General features: G+C 74.6%; 15 protein-coding genes and 2 pseudogenes. 14 read left to right on the forward strand and 3 right to left on the reverse strand.

Features of this window, described 5'->3' with window-relative positions:
* Nucleotides 1-48: 48 nt before the first annotated feature.
* Nucleotides 49-1,023 carry a 4-hydroxy-3-methylbut-2-enyl diphosphate reductase gene (locus ABT263_RS11135; protein WP_329489423.1) on the forward strand — a complete coding sequence of 325 codons (975 nt, stop codon included), beginning with the start codon at nt 49-51 and terminating at the stop codon, nt 1,021-1,023.
* 142 nt (nt 1,024-1,165) lie between these two features.
* Nucleotides 1,166-1,915 carry a polyphosphate--glucose phosphotransferase gene (ppgK, locus tag ABT263_RS11140; protein ID WP_352289987.1) on the forward strand — a complete coding sequence of 250 codons (750 nt, stop codon included), beginning with the start codon at nt 1,166-1,168 and terminating at the stop codon, nt 1,913-1,915.
* Nucleotides 1,916-2,022: 107 nt separating this feature from the next.
* Here ppgK and ABT263_RS11145 read toward each other — a convergent pair whose 3' ends face one another.
* Nucleotides 2,023-2,580: a DUF6542 domain-containing protein gene (locus ABT263_RS11145; RefSeq protein ID WP_329489425.1), complete on the reverse strand. Its 558-nt coding sequence runs from the start codon at nt 2,578-2,580 to the stop codon at nt 2,023-2,025.
* A gap of 257 nt (nt 2,581-2,837) precedes the next feature.
* Between ABT263_RS11145 and ABT263_RS11150 the strand changes: the two genes are divergently transcribed.
* The 5 genes and pseudogenes from ABT263_RS11150 to ABT263_RS11170 form a co-directional block, all read left to right on the forward strand.
* A complete protein-coding gene (locus tag ABT263_RS11150) occupies nt 2,838-3,230 on the forward strand; it encodes a VOC family protein (RefSeq protein WP_352289989.1) in 393 nt (130 codons plus the stop codon).
* Nucleotides 3,231-3,305: 75 nt separating this feature from the next.
* Nucleotides 3,306-4,379, forward strand: coding sequence for a redox-regulated ATPase YchF (gene ychF, locus ABT263_RS11155; RefSeq protein WP_329489426.1), 1,074 nt, complete (start codon nt 3,306-3,308; stop codon nt 4,377-4,379).
* 176 nt (nt 4,380-4,555) lie between these two features.
* Complete coding sequence (locus ABT263_RS11160) at nt 4,556-4,837, forward strand: type II toxin-antitoxin system Phd/YefM family antitoxin (protein ID WP_352289991.1); 282 nt, start codon at nt 4,556-4,558, stop codon at nt 4,835-4,837.
* The gene (locus tag ABT263_RS11165; protein ID WP_352289993.1) at nt 4,834-5,088 is read left to right on the forward strand and encodes a Txe/YoeB family addiction module toxin; all 255 of its coding nucleotides are present in this window, start codon (nt 4,834-4,836) and stop codon (nt 5,086-5,088) included. The genes ABT263_RS11160 and ABT263_RS11165 overlap by 4 nt, the downstream gene beginning before the upstream one ends.
* 187 nt (nt 5,089-5,275) lie before the next feature.
* Nucleotides 5,276-5,416 (forward strand): annotated as a pseudogene (locus tag ABT263_RS11170) (Txe/YoeB family addiction module toxin); the annotation flags it as partial.
* Between the two features lie 18 nt (nt 5,417-5,434).
* On the opposite strand, the gene ABT263_RS11175 reads toward ABT263_RS11170, so the two are convergent.
* Together ABT263_RS11175 and ABT263_RS11180 are read right to left on the reverse strand one after the other, a co-directional pair.
* Nucleotides 5,435-6,094, reverse strand: a complete 660-nt coding sequence (locus tag ABT263_RS11175; protein ID WP_352289995.1) for an HAD-IA family hydrolase — start codon at nt 6,092-6,094, stop codon at nt 5,435-5,437.
* Nucleotides 6,095-6,158: 64 nt separating this feature from the next.
* Nucleotides 6,159-7,297 (reverse strand): annotated as a pseudogene (locus ABT263_RS11180) (dihydrofolate reductase family protein).
* A 325-nt stretch (nt 7,298-7,622) separates the two neighbouring features.
* Between ABT263_RS11180 and ABT263_RS11185 the strand changes: the two are divergent.
* The 7 genes from ABT263_RS11185 to ABT263_RS11215 all read left to right on the forward strand — a co-directional run bounded on the left by ABT263_RS11185 (nt 7,623) and on the right by ABT263_RS11215 (nt 18,645).
* Nucleotides 7,623-8,441: a methyltransferase domain-containing protein gene (locus ABT263_RS11185; RefSeq protein WP_352289997.1), complete on the forward strand. Its 819-nt coding sequence runs from the start codon at nt 7,623-7,625 to the stop codon at nt 8,439-8,441.
* Nucleotides 8,442-8,613: 172 nt separating this feature from the next.
* On the forward strand, nt 8,614-10,056 hold the full coding sequence (locus tag ABT263_RS11190; RefSeq protein ID WP_352289999.1) for a DUF4190 domain-containing protein: 1,443 nt from the start codon (nt 8,614-8,616) through the stop codon (nt 10,054-10,056).
* Nucleotides 10,057-10,259: 203 nt separating this feature from the next.
* On the forward strand, nt 10,260-10,412 hold the full coding sequence (locus tag ABT263_RS11195; protein WP_329489432.1) for an SPOR domain-containing protein: 153 nt from the start codon (nt 10,260-10,262) through the stop codon (nt 10,410-10,412).
* Between the two features lie 10 nt (nt 10,413-10,422).
* Entirely contained in the window at nt 10,423-10,830 is a 408-nt protein-coding gene (locus ABT263_RS11200; protein ID WP_352290001.1) for an NUDIX domain-containing protein, read from the forward strand.
* A 412-nt stretch (nt 10,831-11,242) separates the two neighbouring features.
* A complete protein-coding gene (locus ABT263_RS11205; protein WP_352290003.1) occupies nt 11,243-13,816 on the forward strand; it encodes a SpoIIE family protein phosphatase in 2,574 nt (857 codons plus the stop codon).
* Between the two features lie 221 nt (nt 13,817-14,037).
* Complete coding sequence (locus tag ABT263_RS11210) at nt 14,038-16,632, forward strand: SpoIIE family protein phosphatase (protein ID WP_502885786.1); 2,595 nt, start codon at nt 14,038-14,040, stop codon at nt 16,630-16,632.
* Between the two features lie 138 nt (nt 16,633-16,770).
* On the forward strand, nt 16,771-18,645 hold the full coding sequence (locus ABT263_RS11215) for an ABC transporter family substrate-binding protein (protein ID WP_352290005.1): 1,875 nt from the start codon (nt 16,771-16,773) through the stop codon (nt 18,643-18,645).
* Nucleotides 18,646-18,878: the final 233 nt, after the last annotated feature.

Consider the following 18,878-nt stretch of genomic DNA (forward strand, 5'->3'; position numbering starts at 1 on the left):
AAGGCGCCTTCCGTCGGCGCGGCTCGCCGCCGCCCGTACGATGGAGCCATGTCCAACACCGCGCAGCGCCGTGTCCTGCTCGCCGCCCCCCGGGGCTACTGCGCGGGCGTCGACCGCGCCGTGATCGCCGTGGAGAAGGCCCTGGAGCAGTACGGGGCGCCGATCTACGTCCGCAAGCAGATCGTCCACAACAAGTACGTGGTGCAGACCCTGGAGAAGCGGGGCGCGATCTTCGTCGACGAGACGGAGGAGGTGCCCGAGGGTTCGATCGTGGTGTTCTCCGCGCACGGCGTCGCGCCGTCCGTCCACGACGAGGCCAAGGAGGGCCGGCTCGCCACCATCGACGCCACCTGCCCCCTGGTCACCAAGGTGCACAAGGAGGCCGTCCGCTTCGCCGACGAGGGCTTCGACATCCTGCTGGTGGGCCACGAGGGCCACGAGGAGGTCGTCGGCACCATGGGCGAGGCCCCGGACCGGATCCACCTGGTGGACGGTGCCGAGGACGTCGCCAACGTCGAGGTCCGCGACGAGTCCAAGGTCGTCTGGCTCTCCCAGACCACGCTCTCGGTGGACGAGACCATGGCCACCGTCGGCGAGCTGAAGAAGCGCTTCCCGCTGCTGGTCAGCCCGCCCAGCGACGACATCTGCTACGCCACCCAGAACCGCCAGGTCGCCGTCAAGCAGATGGCGTCCGAGACGGACCTGCTGATCGTGGTCGGCTCCAGGAACTCCTCCAACTCGGTCCGCCTGGTCGAGGTCGGCCTGGAGTACGGCGCCAAGGCCGCCCACCTGGTGGACTTCGCCGACGAGATCCAGGAGTCCTGGCTGGACGGCGTCACCACGGTCGGCCTGACCAGCGGTGCCTCGGTGCCGGAGATCCTGGTCGACGGCGTCCTGGAGTGGCTGGCCGCGCGCGGCTACGGCGACGTGTCGACCGTCAAGACCGCCGAGGAGCACCTGACCTTCTCGCTGCCCAAGGAACTCCGCCGCGACCTGCGCGCCGAGGCCGCCGGCAAGCTGTAACGGACCTCCCGGGAACCCGGTGCCCCGCGCGGGCGCCGGGTTCTCCGCTGCGCGCGGCCGTGCGCGCCCGGCCGCGCTCTCGTAGTTTTGTACACAGCTGTGCACAGGCCTGTGGACAACGGTTACGCGGAGGGCGGTCGTCATGACGGCGGTATTCGGTGTGGACATCGGCGGTTCGGGCATCAAGGGTGCTCCCGTCGACCTCGCCCGGGGCGTGCTCGCCCAGGAGCGGCACAAGGTCCTCACCCCGCAGCCCTCGGCCCCGGAGGCCGTGGTCGCCGCCGTCCGCGAGGTGGTCCGGCACTTCGACCACCAGGGACCGGTCGGGCTGACCTTCCCCGGGGTGGTGGTGAACGGCCAGACCAGAACGGCGGCCAATGTCGACAAGGGCTGGATCGGCCTGGACGCGGCGGGCCTGTTCCGCGAGGCGCTCGACCTGCCGGCCGTGGTGCTCAACGACGCCGACGCGGCGGGTCTCGCCGAGACCGTCCACGGGGCCGGCCGCGACCAGCAGGGCGTCGTCCTCGTGCTGACCTTCGGCACCGGCATCGGCAGCGCGCTCTTCGTGGACGGCGCACTGGTGCCCAACACCGAGCTGGGCCACCTGGAGCTGCGCGGCAAGGACGCCGAGCGGCGGGCCTCCTCGGCCGCCAAGGAGCGGCACGACCTGAGCTGGGAGCAGTGGGCGGGGCGGGTCGACGAGTACCTCGACCTGGTGGAGATGCTCTTCTCGCCGCAGCTGATCGTGATCGGTGGCGGGGTGAGCCGCAAGCACGAGAAGTTCCTGCCGGTGCTGCGCGAGCGCGAGGCGCGGGTGGTCCCGGCCGAGCTGCGCAACGACGCGGGGATCGTCGGCGCGGCCATGGCGGCGGCCCGGTCCTCCACCGGCTGACCGGTCCGGCCTTCGCGGCCGCGTACGGTGCCGGGTCGGGGAGTGGGCCGGGGGCGGGTCGGGCCGGGGCGGGGGCGGGAAGTCGGCCGGTCCGACGTCCCGTCTCCTCAGCGGTCGCGGTGGATCCGCCGCTGGGCCACGAAGCGGGCGAGCACGATGGCCGCGGCTAGGCCGGTGCCGGTGAAGAGCCAGCCGGCCCGCGTCGCCAGACCGGTCGCCAGCGCCACCACCTGGGCCGTCAGGCCCGAGGAGGTGACCGGGCCGAGCAGCAGCAGGGCGACGGCGAAGGCGATCGGGCCGCTGATCGGGGCGGCCAGCAGGTCGGCGAAGCGCACCCGGACGGCCAGCTGGAAGCAGATGACCAGGTAGCCGATGCCGAACAGCACCCCGAGACCGCCGAAGAGCATCCGGTCCACGCCCGCCAGGGCGACGGTCGCGACCGTCGCGGCCACGCCGGTGCCGATCGCGGTCAGCCGGGTCGGCCGCCCGGTGCGCCGGCGCCCGTAGAGCCGGCTGTCCGGGTGGCCGCCGCGGCGGGCGCCGCCCCGTTCGCCGCCGCGGGCGTCGTCCCGGGCGTCCTCGCGCTCGCCGGTGCGCGGTCCGAACGGCAGGCGCAGCCCGGTCCGGCCCGCGCCCGGGCGGCCGCGCTCGGCTCCGCCGGCCACGGCGCGTAGCCGGGAGGCGGGTGCCGCGGAGCCCTCGTCGGTCTCGGGGGCCCGCCCGGGCCCGGGGACGGCGGCCCCGGCCGCGCCGTTAGGCGGTCGGCGTCTGGGCCCTGGCGGTTGGGTTCGGATGCGCTGCTCCACCCACCCAACGTACGGTCCGATCATCGCCACACTGTGTAATGGGCCACAGGACCTTGCTCCGTGTCTCCGGACGGAGTACTGGTGTGATCGTCGCTCAACTCGACCATGGGGGGCTCATGACCGGCGGATTCGCCTTCGAACGCCTGCACCACGTGCAGCTCGACATCCCGGCCGGCGCCGAGGACGAGTGCCGCGCCTTCTGGCACGGCGTCCTGGGCATGGCCGAGCTGACCAAGCCCCCGGTCCTGGCCGCTCGCGGCGGCTGCTGGTTCCGGGGCGGTGGGGTGGAGGTGCACCTGGGCGTCGTTCCGGAGTTCCGCCCGGCCCGCAAGGGCCACCCGGGGATCCAGGTGCGCGCCCTGGACGCGCTCGCCGAGCGGCTGGCCGCGCACGGCCACGAGGTCGTCTGGGACGACGCCCTGCCGGGTCACCGCCGGTTCCACTCCAGCGACCGGTTGGGCAACCGCCTGGAGTTCCTGGAGCCGCTGCCGGTGGACGCGGGCGCCTGACCCGCTGCCCGTAGACTGGGCGATCGGCCCGCACGGTGCCGACCCAACTCCTCCAAGCCCACGGGACTGCGCTTCATGTCGCTCACGATCGGAATCGTCGGCCTGCCGAACGTCGGCAAGTCGACCCTGTTCAACGCCCTGACCAAGAACGACGTGCTGGCGGCCAACTACCCGTTCGCCACCATCGAGCCGAACGTCGGCGTCGTCGGTGTCCCGGACGCCCGGCTGAAGAAGCTCGCCGAGATCTTCGGCTCGCAGCGGATCCTCCCGGCCACCGTGGACTTCGTGGACATCGCGGGCATCGTGCGCGGCGCCTCGGTCGGCGAGGGCCTGGGCAACAAGTTCCTGGCGAACATCCGTGAGTCCGACGCGATCTGCCAGGTCATCCGGGCCTTCGTCGACCCGGACGTGGTGCACGTCGACGGCAAGGTCTCGCCGAAGGACGACATCGAGACCATCAACACCGAGCTGATCCTCGCCGACCTCCAGTCGATCGAGAAGGTGCTGCCGCGGCTCCAGAAGGAGGCCCGGCTCAAGAAGGAGTCGGCCGCCACGCTGGCCGCCGCCGAGGCCGCCCAGAAGATCCTGGAGACCGGCAAGACCCTCTTCGAGGTGGGCTTCGACGCCTCCTCGGTGCGGGAGCTGCACCTGCTCACCACCAAGCCCTTCCTCTACGTCTTCAACGTCGACGAGGACGAGCTGGTCGACGAGGAGTTCAAGGAGGCCCAGCGCGCCCTGGTCGCCCCCGCCGAGGCCATCTTCCTGAACGCCAAGATCGAGTCCGAGCTGATCGGCATGGACGAGGACGAGGCGCTGGAGCTCCTCCAGTCCATGGGCCAGGAGGAGACCGGCATGGCCACCCTCGGCCGGGTCGGCTACGAGACCCTCGGCCTGCAGAGCTACCTCACCGCGGGCCCCAAGGAGACCAGGGCCTGGACCATCAAGAAGGGCGCCACCGCCCCCGAGGCCGCCGGTGTGATCCACACCGACTTCCAGAAGGGCTTCATCAAGGCGGAGATCATCTCCTTCGACGACCTGGTCGCCTGCGGCTCCATCGCCGAGGCCCGCAGCAAGGGCAAGGCCCGCATCGAGGGCAAGGAATACCTCATGCAGGACGGCGACGTCGTGGAGTTCCGCTTCAACGTGTGAGATCCTGATTACTTTGAGCTAGATTGATCTGTCAAATGCGCAGGTCGGACGGGGCCCGCCTCTCTGAGGCGGGCCCCGATCTCTTTTCCGTGCTGACTCGGTGCTGACTTCTTCGACCCGTCGCGCCTGCTTGACTGGTACGTTATGTGGTACCAGCCATGGAGGGAGTTCAGTCGATGTCGATCACTGCCAGCGAGGCGCGCAAGGCTCTCTTCCCGTTGATCAAGAAGGTCAACGACGATCACGAGGCCATTGAGATCGTCTCCAAGCACGGAAATGCCGTACTCGTCTCGGCCGAGGACTATGCCGCCCTGCGTGAAGGCTCCTACCTGTTGCGCTCGCCGGTGAACGCCCGCCGCCTGCTCAAGGCGTATGAGAACGCCCTTGGCGGCGTAGGGCTTTCCCGGCGGGAGCTCATCGACCCTGATGCGGCGGATGGCGAGAAGGGTGCCGCGTGAGGCTCGTCTTCGAGGAGACCGGCTGGGAGGACTACACCTCCTGGCTCAAGAACGACCGCAAGATGCTCGCCCGCATCAACAAGCTCATCGAGGACGTGTCGCGCGACCCGTTCACCGGCATCGGCAAGCCCGAGCCGCTGGAGTACCACTTGCCCGGGGCCTGGTCGCGGCGGATCGACGATGAGCACCGCCTCGTCTACTTGGTGACGGACCGGGAGATCATTGTTCTGGTCGCCCGCTACCACTACTGATGGCTGGCTGCGACTTCGATTCACTGTGCTGATTCCGTGCTGACTTGGGCCGTCAGGGTCAGCGTTTCCGCAGGTCACGGCGTTGTGGTGGAGGTTCCGCTTCACCGTGTAGCCGTTTGCTCGCTGGGCGCCAGTTGACCGGTCGAGCGCGCAGCTCGGAAGGGGCCGGACTCTGTCGAGTCCGACCCCTTTCACCGGGAACGGCAAGCCCGAGCCGCTGAAGGACCACCTGCCGGGGGCCCGGTCGCGGCGGACCGATGACGAGCACCGCCTCGTCCATCTGGTCACCGACCGGGAAGGCGTCATCCTGGCGGCCCGCTCTCACTACTGGTCCCCGGTCGCGGCGTCAGGCGATGTGGACGGTGAGGGTGCCGTCGGGGGCGGGGGTGACGGTGACCTGCTCCAGGGTGGGGGCGTGGGCGGCGGTGCGGTGGGCCGTGGCGCGGGGGCCGATGCCGAGGACCGGGATGCCCGCGGCCACGGCGGCGGCGATTCCGGCCGAGGAGTCCTCCAGGGCGAGGCAGTCGGCGGGGGCGAAGCCGAGGGCGGCGGCGCCCTTGAGGAAGCCCTCGGGGTCCGGCTTGCTGGCGCCGACCGACTCGGCGGTGACGAGGACCGGCGGCAGCGGGAGGCCGGCGGCGGCCATCCGGACGCGGGTGAGCGGTTCGTCGGCGGAGGTGACCAGGGCGTGCGGCAGGCCGGCCAGTGAGGCGAGGGAGGCGGCCGCGCCGGGGATCGGGACGACGCCCTCGACGTCGGCCTTCTCCTCGGCGAGCATCCGGTCGTTGTCGGCGCGGTTGAGCGCGACCGGGCGGTCGGGCAGCAGGGCGGCCATGGTGGCGTGGGCCTGGCGGCCGTGCGCGAGCCGGAGCACCTCGGCGGGGTCGAGGCCGTTCGTCTCGGCCCAGCGGCGCCAGCAGCGCTCGACCACGGCGTCGGAGTTGACCAGGGTGCCGTCCATGTCCAGCAGGAGGGCGCGGGTGGTCAGGGTGAGGGAGGTGGGCATGCGGGGGCTCCTCGCGGGCGGCGGGCGGGCTTCCGAGTCTATTGTTCAGCAAGGATACAAAAGATCAACCCACCAGGTGCGCGTTGACCGCGCGGGCCTCCTCGGCCAGCTCCGGCAGCTCCACCACCTCGACCCCGGCCGCCTCCAGGAGTGCCGTCCCCTGGCAGTCGGTGACGAACAGGTCCGGCTCGCGCCAGGCGACGACCACCCGGGGCACGCCGGCCGCGATCAGCAGCCGGGCGCACGGCAGCGGCCGGGAGGCCCGCCGCCCGCAGGGCTCCAGCGAGCTGTAGACGGTCGCGCCGCGCAGCCGGGGATCGCCCGCCGGGAGCTTGGCGAGGGCGGCCTCCTCGGCGTGGTCCAGCGCGTCCGCCTCCCGGCTCCAGCCCTCGGCGAGCACCTCGCCGTCCGCGCCGACGATCACCGCGCCGACCGAGAAGGCGGTGCTGGAGGGCGGGCAGCGGCGCGAGAGCTCGACGGCCCGCCGCAGGTGTGCGAGGTCGGACGGTGCGCTGGTCACGGGGCGGACTCCTTCGGGGCGTACCTGAGCAGGACGACATCGTCCACGGTACGTGCCTCCAGCAGGCGCATCCGGCGGGCCGGTCCGCCGGGGAAGGCCGCCGGCCGGACGAAGCGCGGCGCGTCCGCCTGTCCGACCAGCAGCGGGGCGACCGCCAGCTGGAGCTCGTCGGCCAGGCCCTGGGCCAGGAACTGGGTGTGCACGCCGCTCCCGCCCTCGACCATCAGCCGCCGCACTCCCCGGGCCCCGAGGTCGTCCAGGACCGCCCCCAGCTCCACCGTGCCGCCGAGTGCCACCACCTCGGCCAGCCCGTCCAGCGCCGGGCGGAGCACGGCGGCGCCGGCGTCCGAGGTGTAGGCGACCTTGTCGCCGCCGGTGTGCCAGAACCTGAGCGAACGGTCGAGGGCCCCGCTCGCGGTGAGGGTGACCTTCAGCGGGTACTCCGGCCGGCCGGCCGCGAGCCGGGCCGCCCGTCGGCCGGGGTCGTTGACCAGCAGCCGGGGGTTGTCCGCGCGCAGGGTGTTGCCGCCCACCAGGATCGCGTCGCTGGCGGCGCGCTCCGCGTCCACCCGGTCGAAGTCGGCGGGGCCGGAGAGCAGCAGGCGGTCGGGGGAGGCGTCGTCGAGGTGCCCGTCGAGGGACATCGCGGCGCTCAGCAGGACGAAGGGGCGGCGGCCGGGCATGGTGAACCGTTCTGTCGGGAGCCCGTCCACGGTACGGGCCCCGGTGCGGGCGCCGAGCCGCGCGGGGGCAGGAGTTCGCCTGTGGCCCGCCGCCGGAGGGGCGGCGTTCGCCGAGGGGGCCCGCCCCGGTCCGGACCTCGCACCGCCCGTCAACCCGTAGTCCCCGCAGGGCGAAGCCCCCGCGGGGCCTCGGGCGGGGGCGTTCGCGTGAATCGGTCGTTCGTCATGTGAGACGAATCTTCTCGCCATACGGGACAGGGAGTAGCGTCGGAGGCGTCGGAGGAACCGACCGCAGGGAACGCGACCGAACCCCAGGGGGACCGCCATGACCGGACCGCAGCCCACCGTCTACACGCACGGGCACCAGGAGCCCGTGCTGCGCTCGCACCGCTCCCGCACGGTGGCCAACTCGGCCGCCTATCTGCGGCCCGAACTGCGGCCGGGGCAGGCCGTGCTGGACGTCGGCTGCGGCCCCGGCACGATCACCGCCGAGCTGGCCGAACTGGTCGGCCCCACCGGGCGGGTGGTGGCCGTGGATACCTCGGCCGAGGTGCTGGAGTCGGCCGCCCGGTACGCGGCGGACCGGGGCCTGGCCAACGTGGTCTTCGAGATCGCCGATGTGCACGGACTGCCTTACGCGGACGGGGAGTTCGACGTGGTGCACGCCCACCAGGTGCTGCAGCACGTGGCCGACCCGGTGGGGGCGCTGCGGGAGATGCGCCGGGTCACGGCGGTGGGCGGCGTGGTCGCGGCCCGGGACGTCGACTACGCGACCATGACCTGGTACCCGCAGGTACCGGAGCTGGACCGGTGGCTGGCGCTGTACGGGCGGATCGCCCGGGCCAACGGCGGCGAGCCGGACGCCGGCCGACGGCTGCTGTCCTGGGCCCGGGAGGCCGGCTTCACCGACGTCACGGCGACGTCCAGCAGCTGGACCTACGCGTCGCCCGAGCAGCGTGCCTGGTGGGGCGGGCTGTGGGCGGACCGGATCGTGGCGTCCGACATCGCCGACGCGGCGGTGGCCGAGGGGTACGCGGACCGGGCGGAGCTGGAGCGGATCTCGGCCGGGTGGCGGGCCTGGGTGGCCGCCGAGGACGGGTGGTTCGCGATGCTGCACGGCGAGGTGCTGGCACGCCGCGGGTGAGCGGCGGGCGGCCGGAAATGGGCGGGAGGGTGTGCTCCAAGATCGGGTAAAGTCGCGCGTCCGTTCCCATCGCCCCGGCCGGTCCTCCGCTGGTCCGCCCGGTGGTCCGTCTGCGGAACGTTCGAGTCGAAACTGCCGAGCTGATGCCCGTGACCGGGCCGGGGGAGTCCACGTGTCCAAGCCCGAGTCCGACGCGGCCGTTCCCGGGCCGGAGGCCGCCGCACCGGAGGCCACCGTGCCGGACACCGCCGTGCCGGACACCGCCGCACCGGACACCGCCGCACCGGACACCGCCGCACCGGCGGACCGGGTGGAGCTGACCAAGCCCGCGGCCCCCGCCGAGCCCCCGGCACCGGCCACCGCTCCCGCCGCCGACCCGTGGGCCGCGCCCGGCGCGACCGCCCCCGCTCCCGCCGCCCCCGGGGCCGCGCCCGCCGCCGACCCGTGGGCCGGCGCCGGGGGGCCGGTCCCGCCCGGGGCGCCGCCGGCCTCCGGCTGGGCCGCCGTCACGCCCGGCGCGATCTCCGGCTTCCAGCCCGGCTACGCCTACCCGGCGACCCCCGAGGTCACCAACGGCTTCTCCGTTGCCGCGCTGGTCACCGGCCTGCTCTGCATGTGGCCGCTCTCGCTCGCCTTCGGCATCGTCGCGCTGGTGCAGATACCCAAGCGCAACGAGCGTGGCCGGGGCATGGCGGTGACCGGTGTGGTGTTCGGTGTCCTCGGGGCGCTGGTCTCGCTGATCGCCTTCATCGGTCTGCTCGCCGCCGGGGTCGAGGAGAGCACCCGCGCCGACCGTCCCGCCCGGGCGCCGAAGGCGCCGGCGGGCTCGGTGCTCTGGTCCTCGCTCAAGTCCGGCGACTGCTACAACCCGGCCGGTGGGGCCGACGGACGCGAGGACGGCGACCAGACGGTCCTCTGGGTGTTCACGGCCCCCTGTGCGCTGCCGCACCACGGCGAGGTGGCCGGCACCGCCCGGATCCCGGAGAGCGGCGGGCTCGCCTACCCGGGCGAGAGCCGCGTCCGCGAGAGCGCCGCGGCGCTCTGCGGCCCGGTGCTCGCCGACTACGCCCTCGACTACTGGGCCGTGCCGGACGGCGTGGACGAGGTCTACCTGTTCCCGGGCCGCGCCAACTGGAAGTCCGGCGAGCGTTACGCCACCTGTGCCTTCGAGGACCGCGACGCCGAGCACCTGGGCAGCGTCCGCACCGACCGGGGCAAGCTGTCCCAGGCCCAGCTGGCCTACCTGGAGGCGGCGCTGGTCTACAACAAGGTCTCCTGGAGCGAGCCGGACGCCGAGGTCGCCGACGCCCGGCCCGAGTTCACCACCTGGGCGGGCCGGATGGCCGACGCCTCCCGCAAGGAGGCCGAGCAGCTGTCCGGGAGCACGGTGGCCTGGCCGGAGGGCGCCAAGCCGAAGGTGGCCGAGCTGGTGGCCGCCCAGCGCGCCGCCGCGACGGCCTGGGACGCCGCGGCCAAGGCCGTGGACGCGACCGCGCTCGAACGCGAGATCCGGCGGGCGAAGTCGCTGGTGGCCAAGGAGGCGAACTCGACCGTGGAGATCCGCCGGGAGCTCGGCCTCTCGACCGGCGAGCAGGTCGGCGAGATCCGGGTCTGACGGCGGCGGCGGGCGGGCCGGGCCGGTGTCTTACCGGGCGTTAACCGGGCCCGTACACACCGGAAGCGCGCCGGGCGTAGCGTCCCGTGCGCGTGGTCCCGGCCCGACCCCCACGCGGGCCGGGACCGCGCGCCCCGGCGGTCGGATGCCCGTGCGGGCACCGGCCGTTCCGGTCCCGGGGCGGGGCGCCTAGGCTCACCGGTATGGACACCTGCCGGGTGATGCGACAGGACGACAACGGCAACCGCTACGTGGTCGCCAAGGGGCTGGACCGGGCCGAGGCCGAACGGCTGGCCGCGGAGTTCGAGGCCCGCGGGCACAAGCAGCTGTACTGGGTGGAGGCCGAGGCCGCATAGGGTCGGGGCCATGGAGAACCGGATCGTCGTCGGGGGCGCGCTCGTCCACCGGGGCCGGGTGCTGGCCGCCCGCCGCAGTGCCCCGGCCGAGGTGGCCGGGCGCTGGGAGTTCCCGGGCGGCAAGGTCGAGCCCGGTGAGACGCAGCCCCAGGCGCTGGAGCGCGAGCTGCTGGAGGAGCTCGGTGTCCGGGCGAGGGCGCTGGAGCCGCTGCCCGGGGCGTGGCTGGTCCGCCCGGGGCTGGAGCTGCGGCTCTGGGTGGCCGAACTGCTCTCCGGCGACCCGCGGCCGCTGCAGGACCACGACGAGCTCCGCTGGCTCGTCGCCGCCGAGCTCGACGGGCTCGACTGGCTCGACCACGACCGCGAAGTCCTCCCGCACCTGACCCGCCTGCTGGCCGGGGCCGACAGCGGGCGCTGACCGCCGCGCGCCCGGCGTGCCCGCCCGCACCACGGGAGGGGCGGGGCGGGCCGCACCCGCCCGCGCCACGCGCGATACGCCAGGTAGGTCAATCGGAAAAGAGGACCCATAAGCCGGGATAGCCTGGGTTCTGCTGGGTATGTCGCTTTTCGGCACCATTCGTCACCATCGGTGAGCCGTCCCCAGCCGGCGACGCCGATCCCGACCAGAGCCGGAGGCCCCGTCGGTGTCGAGTACCGGTCACGGTGGCGGGGGAGCACGAGGCACGGGCACCGGGGGGAGTGCCGCCGCGCGCGCCCGCCTGCGCCGTGGCGCGCGCCCGCAGCAGCAGCCGCCGCAACCGCCGGCCGGCCGCCGCCGGGGGGACGGCGGCGCCCCCGAGGCCGATCCCGCGGACCGTCCCGCGACGTCCATGGTGGCGCCCGACGCGTCCCCGTCGGCGGGCCCCCGCAGCCGCCCCGGCCGCCCCTTCCCGGGCGCCCCAGGAGCCGAGCCGGGCGGCACGGGCGGCCACCGCGAGGGCAATCTGCTCGACGTGGTGAAGGTGGCCATCGCCATCCTGGACACCGCCGGCCGGGTGGTGCTCTGGAGCCCGGCCGCCGAGGAACTGCTCGGCTGGCCGAACGAGCTGCTGGTCGGCCGCCGGATCGACGAGCTGATCCCGGACGAGGACCAGGTCACCCGGATCCGCACGGCGATCCAGGACACCCTGCGCCACGGCCGCTGGGCCGGCCTCACCGAGCTGCGCGACCGGGACGGCGAGGCGGTCACCGTCGACGCCCGGATCTCCCTGCTGGTGGACGGCGACGGCACGCCGTTCCTCCAGGTCAACCTGGCCGAGGCGGCCGCCGTCCGGGCGGTCGAGCGGGACCTCGCCGTCCGGGACGCGCTGTTCGAGCAGTCCCCGCTGGGCATCGCCGTCCTTGACACCGACCTGCGCTACACCGCCGTCAACCGGACCCTGGCCGAGATGAACGGCATGGTCACCGAGGACCACGTCGGGCGGACCACCGGCGAGACCCTGCCCGAGCGGGCCGCCGACGAGATCACCGCCATCCAGCGCCAGGTGCTGGCCACCGGCGAGCCGGTCATCGACGTCACCCTGGCCTCGCCGGTCACCGCCCGCTCCGGGTACCGCTCGATCTCCTACAGCCGGATGACCGACCGGGCCGGCCGGGTGCTCGGCATCTCCGGCACCGTGATGGACGTGACCGAGCGCTACCGGGCGGTCGCCAAGGTCGAGCACGCCCGGCGCCGGCTCTCGCTGCTCAACGAGTTCGGCTCCCGGGTCGGCGACCTCCTGGACGCCTCGCGGATCGCCCAGGAGCTGGCCGGCGCCGTGGTGCCCCGGCTCACCGACCACTCCGCGGTGATCCTGCTCCAGGCCGTCGCCCACGGCGACGACCTGCCCCGGCACGGCCACGACCGCCGCACCTCGCTGCTCCAGCTGGGCACCGCCTCCGTCCAGGACGGCCCCGAGGTCGAGGTGATGCTCCGGCGCGGCGCCCGGATCACCTTCTCCGAGGACTCCGCCTGCGGGCGGGTGCTGCGCACCGGCGTCCCCGAGCTGCTCTCCGGCGCCGACCAGCTGAGCGACGTCACCTACCCGGGCGACCCGAAGATGCAGGCCGCCCACGACCTGGGCGTGCACTCGATGCTGGTGGTGCCGCTGCGGGCCCGGGGCATCGTGATCGGCCTGCTGCTGGTCAGCCGGGCCGGCTACCGCGAGGGCTTCGACCGGGACGACCTCGCCTTCACCGTCGAGCTGGCCGACCGGGCCGGCAGCTCCCTCGACAACGCCCGGCTCTACGCCCGGGAACGCACCGCCGCGCTCACCCTGCAGCGCACCCTGCTCCCGCAGCAGGTCCCGCAGCCCACCGGCGTCGAGGTCGCCTACCGCTACGTGCCCGGCAGCATCGGCACCGAGGTCGGCGGTGACTGGTTCGACGTCATCCCGCTGCCCGGCGACCGCACCGCGCTGGTGGTCGGCGACGTGATGGGCCACGGCCTGCGGGCCGCCGCCACGATGGGCCGGCTGCGCACCGCCGTCCGCGTCCTGGCCGCCCTCGACCTGCCCCCGGACGTGCTGCTGCGGCACGTCCACGAGCTGGCCGACGACCTCGCCCAGGGACCGGACGAGGCGCTGCTGGCCACCTGCGTCTACGCGGTGTTCGACCCGGCCACGGCCCGGCTGACGGTCTCCAAGGCCGGCCACATCCCGCCGGTGCTGGTGGTGCCCCGCGAGGGCGCCGAGGAGCCGACCCGCACCGGCGGCCCGCTGCTCGGCGGGACCGGCCGGATCCTCGACCTGCCGTCCGGCGCTCCGCTCGGCGTCGGCGGCGTGCCCTTCGAATCGGTCGAGCTCAAGATCCCCGAAGGCAGCCTGCTCGCCCTGTGCACCGACGGGCTGGTGGAGTCCCGGGACAAGGACCTCGACGTCGGCCTCGGCCGGCTGGTCACCGTGCTCCAGGAGCCGCACGCCTCCATCCAGGCGGCCTGCGAGGCGGTGCTGGCCACCATGGAGCAGGGCCGCGAGCCCGACGACGTGGCGCTGCTGCTGGCCCGGCTCGGCCACGGCCAGGCCGGCACCCCGACGGCCGGCTGGACGCTGCCCGCCGAGCCGACCGCCGTCTCCCGGGCCCGCCGGCTGGTCCGCGCCGCGCTGGTCGAGTGGGGCGTCGAAGCGCTCACCGACACCACCGAGCTGCTGGTCAGCGAGCTGGTGACCAACTCGGTCCGCTATGCCAGCGCCCCCATCGGCGTACGGTTGACGCTGGGCGAGACGCTGCTGGTCGAGATCTCCGACCCGCTGCCCGATCCGCCCCGCGAGCGTCACGCGGCGGAGGCCGACGAGGGCGGCCGGGGCCTGGAACTCGTCCGCCGGCTGGCACTGCGCTGGGGCGCGCGGGCCGAGGGCATGGGCAAGGTCGTCTGGTTCGAGCAGGCGCTGCCGGGTAATGAGCCCGAGGAGCCGGGTGACGAGTAGGACGCGAGTAGAACGGGACCGCATATGCCAGCAGGGGGCCGGGGGGAGCGCGCACTCCGGCAGGGGGCGCGAGCGTGGCATTGTGGTTGCGCGGGCGGTAGGACAAAAACCTTCGCCCGATCTGATGTTGTGATGTTGAGGGCGTGTGAACGTACCCCTCGATGATGAATACTCGGTCTTCTCGGCATCCGGACGGTCGCGGGTTTGGAGGGGTCGGTCCGTTGAACAGCACCCCGGCGCGTAACGCGCCGAGCAGCAGCGGTCATGCCGCTGTGCCCGGGCAGGCCGGTTCGCCACACCTGCCCGCCCCGGCCGCGGGGCAGCACCGGGCGGCCCGCCCGGTGGTCGGCGCCCACCAGTGGGGCGCGGGGGACCCGGGCTCGATCTACGACTACATCCGGGTCGCCACCTTCGCGATCGGCCCGGACGGCCGGATCAGCCAGTGGAGCGAGCGCGCCGCCGAGTTCTTCGGCGTGCCCGCCGTCGAGGCGGTCGGGGCCGATCCGATCAGCACCTTCGTCCCGCGCGAGCTCTGGCAGCGAGGCCGCGCCCGGCTGGAGCGCACGCTGGCCGGCGAGGAGTGGGTGGGCACCACGCCCTACCGCGACGCCACCGGCGGCGAGGGCCTCGCCGAGCTCTACCTGATGCCCGACAGCGCGCTGCCCACCGCCGGTGCCACCTGTCTCGCGGTCGACCTCGGCCGGCTGCGCCGGATCGAGACCGACCTCGCCGCCTCCGAGGCCGTCTTCGGCCAGACCCCGACCGGCTTCGTCCTGTTCGACGACCGGCTCCGGCTCCAGCGGGTCAACGACGCCTTCGCCTCGGGGGTCGGCCTCGCCCCCACCGACCTCGAAGGCCTGACCGCGCACGACCTCTTCCCCGCCCCCGAGGCCGACCGGCTGACCGCCGCCCTGCGCAAGGTCCTCGCCACCGGCGAGCCCGTCTTCGACCTGCGCTTCCACTCCGCCGTGCCGACCCGCGAGGGCAACCGGCTCTGGGCCGTCTCGCTCTACCGCCTCAACGGCTCGGCCGGGCAGCCGATGGGCGTGGCCGGCCAGGTCTCCGACGTCACCTCCCGGCACGTCGCCGAGCGCGAGGCCGACGGGGTGCGCCGCAACCTCGCCCTGCTCAACGAGGCCAGCGCGCACATCGGCTCCACCCTCGACCTGGAGACCACCGCCAAGGAGCTGCTGGACGTCGTCGTCCCGCCGTTCTGCGACCTCGCCACCGTCGACCTCTACACCGCGCTGCTCTCCGGCGAGACGGTCCCCAGCGCCGGCCGCTACGGCGACGGCGTGCTCACCGACGGCAGCGGCGAGCTGCGCCGGGTCGCCGTCTCCAGCGTGGTCGGCGGCGCCTCCTCCGTGCTCGGCTCGGTCACCGGCCTGCCGATCGCCGAGGCCGGCGGCACGCTCTGCTACCCGCGCCGCTCGCCGCACGCCCGCGCGCTGCGCACCGGCCGCAGCGTCGTCCCCGAGCCCGGGCCGGACCCGCTGCTGCGCTCCACCCTGATCGTGCCGCTGGTCGCCCGCGACCAGGTGCTCGGCCTGGTCCAGCTCTCCCGCGCGATCGGCAGCGAGCCGTTCGACGCCCGTGACGTCGCCATCGCCGAGGAACTGGTGGCCCGCGCCGCCGTCTGCATCGACAACGCGCGGCTCTACCGCCGCGAGCACGAGCGCGCCCTGATCCTGCAGCGCAGCCTGCTGCCCCCGGGCAACCCGGCCGCCAGCGGCCTGGAGATCGCCTGCCGCTACCTGCCCAGCAACAACAACACCGAGGTCGGCGGCGACTGGTTCGACGTCATCCCGCTGCCGGGCAACCGCACCGCGCTGGTCATCGGCGACGTGATGGGCCGCGGCCTGCGCGCCGCCGTCGCGATGGGCCAGCTGCGCACCGCCGTCCGCACCCTGGCCATGCTCGACCTCGACCCCGCCGAGGTGCTCACCGCCCTCGACGAGATCGCCCGCGGGCTGGGCGACGACTCCGCGCCCGCCGGCTCGCCCACCCCGTACGGGCGGCTCACCTCGACCGCCGACGAGGAGGCCCGCGAGGTCTACCTGGCCACCTGCGTCTACGCGGTCTACGACGCCGTCACCCGGCGCTGCGTCTTCGCCAACGCCGGCCACCTGCCGCCCGTCCTGCTCAGCCCCGACGAGCCCGCCCGGATGCTCGACGTCCCGCCCGGCCTGCCGCTCGGCGTCGGCGGCGAGCCCTTCGAGGAGGTCGAGCTGACCCTGCCGGACGGCGCCGTGCTCGGCCTGTACACCGACGGCCTGGTGGAGAGCCGCAAGCACCAGCTGGACGAGGGTCTGCGCGCCTTCCGCATCGCGCTGTCGGCGGAGGGCAAGAGCCTGGAGAACCTCTGCGACCACGTCCTCGGCGAGCTCAACCCGCACCACGGCGAGGACGACATCGCCTTGCTGATGGCCAAGGTGCACGCCTTCCCCGACGACGCCGTCGGCAACTGGTTCCTCCCGCCCGAGCCGACCTCCGTCGCCAAGGCCCGCGAGCTGGCCTGCAGCTGGCTGCTGGCGCGCGGTCTGGACGAGCTGGTCGACACCACCGAGCTGCTGGTCAGCGAGCTGGTCACCAACGCGCTCCGGCACGGCCGGGGCGAGATCCGGCTGCGACTGCTGCGCGACCGCAGCATGGTCTGCGAGGTCTGGGACGACGGCTACGCCCAGCCGCGCCAGCGGCGCGCGCAGGAGACCGACGAGGGCGGGCGCGGGCTCCAGCTGGTCAGCCTGCTGGCCGAGCGCTGGGGGAGCCGGCGGACGCCCAAGGGCAAGATCGTCTGGTTCGAGCTGTCGCTGTAGGGCCGGTCGCCCCCGGACCGGTCGCTCCCGGCCGGGCACGCTCGGGGCCGCCGCGCGGATCGGCTGTCCGGGTGCAGTCCCCCGGCGGCCGCCGTGTCGGGACGGCCGCCCCGACCGGGTCGGCGTTCGATGGCCGCCATGCGCGTCCGCCAGCTCACCGCCGCAGCCGCCGCGCTGCTGCTCGCCACCGGCGCCCTGGCCGGCTGCTCCGGCGGCCCGGCCCCGGCCCACCCGCCGGTACCGGCTCCCGTACCGGCCCCGCCCACCGCCGTCACCGGGGACGTCGGCCCGCCCGACCGTGCCGCCGTCCGGGAGGGCGGCACGCCGCGCTGGGCGCTGGACGCCGCGCCGGCCACGCTCAACGTCTACCAGCCGGCCGCGACCGCGGACAGCGCGCTGCTCGCCCACGCCCTCTACCCCTCGCTGTTCCGGCCGGACGAGCACGGCCGGCCGGTCGCCGACCCGGACTACCTGGAGTCCGCCGAGTGCACCCCGCCCGGACAGCAGCCGCAGGTGGTCACCTACCGGCTCAGCCCGCAGGCCGTCTGGAGCGACGGCACCCCGCTCTCGGCCGCCGACTTCGGCGCGCAGCGGGCCGCCCTCTCCGGCCTCGACCCGGCCTACGCCGGGAACCGTCCGGCCGGGTACGACGCGATCGACTCGATCACCCAGGGGGCCGGCCCGCACGAGGTGAAGGTGACCTTCCGGCGGCCGTACGCGGAGTGGCGCGCCCTGTTCGGTCCGCTCTACCCGGCCGCGGTGACCGGCTCCCCGGCGGCGTTCAACCGCCCGCTGACCGACGGGCCGGAGCCGACCGCGGGTCCGTTCCGGCTCTCCCGGTACGACCCGGCGGGCGGGCGGGTGAGCCTGGTGCGCAGCCCGAACTGGTGGGGGGACCGGCCGAAGGCGGACGGGATCGACTTCCTGGTGGTCCCGGCCGAGGGCCGGCTGGACGCGCTCGACCAGGACCGGCTGGACATCGCCTCGCTCACCGCGGCGGTCGACCGGGCCGGCTCCACCCCGGCCGCTCCGCCCACCCCGTCCGCCTCCGCCTCCGTATCCGGGTCCGCCTCCGTGTCCGGGGCCGGGTCCGGCTCCCCGGCCGGGACCGCGTCCGCGACCCCCGCCGCCCCGCCCGCCGCGGCGCCGGAGGCCGCCGACCGGGCGCTGCGGCGGGCGGAGGCCCTGCCCGGCATCACCGTGCACCGGGCCGCCGCGGCCGCGCTCACCGAGCTCACCCTGAACGCCGCCCGCGGCCCGCTCACCGACCCGGCCGTCCGGCTCGCCCTGGCCCGCGCGGTCGACCGGCGCCGGGTCGCCGGTGCCGCGCTGACCCCGCTCGGCCTCGCCGCCGCCCCGCTCGGCAGCCACCTGTTCGCCGGTGACCAGGACGGCTACCGGGACAACAGCGCCGCGCTCGGCCCGGCGGACGCGGGCCGGCTGCTGGACGCGGCCGGCTGGAAGCGGCCCGCGGCCGGCGCCACCCGGGTCCGGGACGGCCGGGAGCTGGCCCTCGCCCTGCTGGTCCCGGCCGGCTCGGCCACCGCCCGGCGCACCGCCGACGCGCTGACCGCCGACCTCGCCGACGCGGGCATCGCGCTCCGGACGGTGGCGGCGCCCGCCGAGGCCTTCGTCCGGGACCACCTGGCGACCGGCGACTACGACCTCGCCCTGTTCTCCTGGCCGGCCGGCCCCCACCCGGCGGTCGAACAGCGTGCCGTCTACGCCAAGCCGCGCCCCGGCGCGGACGGCGCCCTGGAGGCCGGCAGCAACTACGGCCGCTCCGGGACGGAGGAGATCGACCGCCTCTTCGACCGCGCGGCCGCCGAGCTCGACCCCGCCGCCCACCTGGCCCTGCTCCAGGAGGCCGACACCCGGATCTGGCAGCTGGGCCACTCGGTACCGCTCTACCAGCGGCCGGACCTGGTCGCGGTCCGGTCGGACGTGGCGGGCGCGGGCGCCTGGGGCTTCGGCCGGCCGCGCTTCCAGGACGTGGGGTTCCTCGCCCCCTGACCCTGCGCGGGGCGGGGCGACCACGCGGACGACGCCCGGCCCGGCCGGGCCCGGCGGTGCGTGACCGGGGGCCCCGGCACGGTGTCGGCCGGGTGGCGTGCCGGTGATCCACTTGTGATCTTGATCCCGCCCGACCTGCCCGTTTCTGCCGACCTGGAGGGTTCCCCGTACGATAGGAGGAAGCCGTGGCATGTCCTGCCCGGCGGGTGGACCGGTAGTAGCAGGCGGAACGG

The sequence above is a fragment of the Kitasatospora sp. NPDC001603 genome (genome assembly GCF_040298365.1).
GTDB lineage: Bacteria > Actinomycetota > Actinomycetes > Streptomycetales > Streptomycetaceae > Kitasatospora.

What these genes read in the sequence shown, in the direction of transcription:
- ABT263_RS11135 (WP_329489423.1), top strand. Translation starts at nt 49, where the DNA reads ATGTCCAACACCGCGCAGCGCCGTGTCCTGCTCGCCGCCCCCCGGGGC.
- ppgK (WP_352289987.1), top strand. Translation starts at nt 1,166, where the DNA reads ATGACGGCGGTATTCGGTGTGGACATCGGCGGTTCGGGCATCAAGGGT.
- ABT263_RS11150 (WP_352289989.1), top strand. Translation starts at nt 2,838, where the DNA reads ATGACCGGCGGATTCGCCTTCGAACGCCTGCACCACGTGCAGCTCGAC.
- ychF (WP_329489426.1), top strand. Translation starts at nt 3,306, where the DNA reads ATGTCGCTCACGATCGGAATCGTCGGCCTGCCGAACGTCGGCAAGTCG.
- ABT263_RS11160 (WP_352289991.1), top strand. Translation starts at nt 4,556, where the DNA reads ATGTCGATCACTGCCAGCGAGGCGCGCAAGGCTCTCTTCCCGTTGATC.
- ABT263_RS11175 (WP_352289995.1), bottom strand. Translation starts at nt 6,094, where the DNA reads ATGCCCACCTCCCTCACCCTGACCACCCGCGCCCTCCTGCTGGACATG.
- ABT263_RS11185 (WP_352289997.1), top strand. Translation starts at nt 7,623, where the DNA reads ATGACCGGACCGCAGCCCACCGTCTACACGCACGGGCACCAGGAGCCC.
- ABT263_RS11195 (WP_329489432.1), top strand. Translation starts at nt 10,260, where the DNA reads ATGGACACCTGCCGGGTGATGCGACAGGACGACAACGGCAACCGCTAC.
- ABT263_RS11200 (WP_352290001.1), top strand. Translation starts at nt 10,423, where the DNA reads ATGGAGAACCGGATCGTCGTCGGGGGCGCGCTCGTCCACCGGGGCCGG.
- ABT263_RS11205 (WP_352290003.1), top strand. Translation starts at nt 11,243, where the DNA reads ATGGTGGCGCCCGACGCGTCCCCGTCGGCGGGCCCCCGCAGCCGCCCC.
- ABT263_RS11215 (WP_352290005.1), top strand. Translation starts at nt 16,771, where the DNA reads ATGCGCGTCCGCCAGCTCACCGCCGCAGCCGCCGCGCTGCTGCTCGCC.